Source organism: Pseudomonadota bacterium (assembly GCA_022361155.1).
GTDB lineage: Bacteria > Myxococcota_A > Polyangia > Polyangiales > JAKSBK01 > JAKSBK01.
In genome coordinates this window covers 1-1,518 of the sequence record JAKSBK010000068.1, presented here as the reverse complement: position 1 = coordinate 1,518, position 1,518 = coordinate 1, and the positions used below count along the sequence as shown (strand labels likewise).

Genomic DNA, 1,518 nt, shown 5'->3' with positions numbered 1-1,518 from the left:
TCGAGGTCAGCTGCGGCATGGTCTCCGAGGCCGTGGATGGCGTGGTGGCCAGTGCGCTTGCGGGCCCGTCCCAACTCCTCGTGAGCATTCCTCCACCCAAGTGCTATGTCGAAGCGGAGGCCGTGCAGGAGTGCGTGGAGAAGTGCGACCTGCAGTTCGTGCCCATGGACACGGTGCAGTGCGGCCTGGGCGAGGCCATGGGCGGGTGCGCCGGTGCTTGCGTCGGGCTGTGTCATTTCCGCAATCCGGTCGCCTGCCCCGGTGCGGAGTGTCGGGGGACATGCAAGGGCACCTGCGCGGGTGTCTGCGACGGAACGTGTTCCGAGCAATGCCCCAACCAGCACCCGAAGTGCTTGGACCAGTGCAGCGGCATTTGCGAAGGTAGGTGCGTCGGCGAGTGCACCGGTACCTGTTCGGGCACGTGCGTTTCGATCAACATGACCACGTGTTCGGGAGCCTGTGAAGGCACGTGTTCGACGGAGCTCATCGAGCCGAGCTGCGCAGGCCAGGCGTCGATCCACGCGGATGCAGACTGCAAGGCGGCCTGCGAAGCCAGCGTGCGCGCTCGTTCGGCTGTTTGCACAGAGCCCAATGCTTCGGTGACCCTAGTGGGCAAGACGCTGATGGGCCCGGCTCCGAGCCCAACTCCGAATCAGAACCCGAATCCCAGTGCGATGGGTGGTAGCCCGGACCCGATGACCGGACCCACGGGCGAAGAGATGCTGGCCAAGCTGATGGGTACCCTGCACCGCAATTGGCCCGCGTTCGTGGCGACGCAGCTCAACCTGCGCGAGGTGCAGCATGTAGGTACGGCCTACCTGAACTCGGCCATGGCTGCGTCTGCCGGTTTCCAGGGCTTCCCAGACGCACAGCAATGCCTGTCCGAGGCGCTCACGGACATGGACGACACGCTGATCGTCATCGGGATCACGCTCACGGTTTCGAATCAGCTTCAGGCTTCTGTACAGGCTGCGGCTGCGCCGTAGCAAGGCTGAGCAAGCATGCCAACGCTGTCCGACCCTACGTACTTCGGCTCCGCGGGAGCCGTGCTTTCCTACCATGAGCCCCTGGGCTTGTCGCGAGCACCGAATGCTAGGGAGTGTCTTCAACATGCTCCGATTCAGAAGACACTCCCTAGCCGCTCCCGTCCGAGGCGCCTGGGCCCCTCGCTCCTGATCCCGCCCATCCTGACGGGACTGGTTTGCGTCTCGGTTCCGGCCGCGGTTTTCGCCCAGTCGCCGGGCGATGAGCCCACCTCGAGCGACGAGCCGGCGGCCGAGCCTGAGGTCGTACCCGACGCCGACGAGCCACCCGCGCGCGGTGCGGAGGAAGGCTCCCAGGGGCAAGCGGAAGAAGCGCAGGGCAAAGACCGCGAGAAGAAGGCGAGAGGCTCGGCCGGAGCGCGACGCAGGCGCGGCAAGCCCAAAGAGCCCAAGACCGAGGAACTGCTCGTTACGGGCCTTCGGCAGTCGATGCGCCAGTCTCTCGAGATGAAGCGCGCCGCGGTTGGGATCGTGG

General features: G+C 65.8%; 2 protein-coding genes. Both read left to right on the top strand.

The features are described from left to right. Positions 1-986, top strand: a 986-nt coding sequence (locus MJD61_01830; protein ID MCG8554017.1) for a hypothetical protein, incomplete at its 5' end; no start/stop codon positions are given. Between the two features lie 15 nt (positions 987-1,001). Beyond that, positions 1,002-1,518, top strand: a 517-nt coding sequence (locus MJD61_01825; protein ID MCG8554016.1) for a hypothetical protein, incomplete at its 3' end; no start/stop codon positions are given.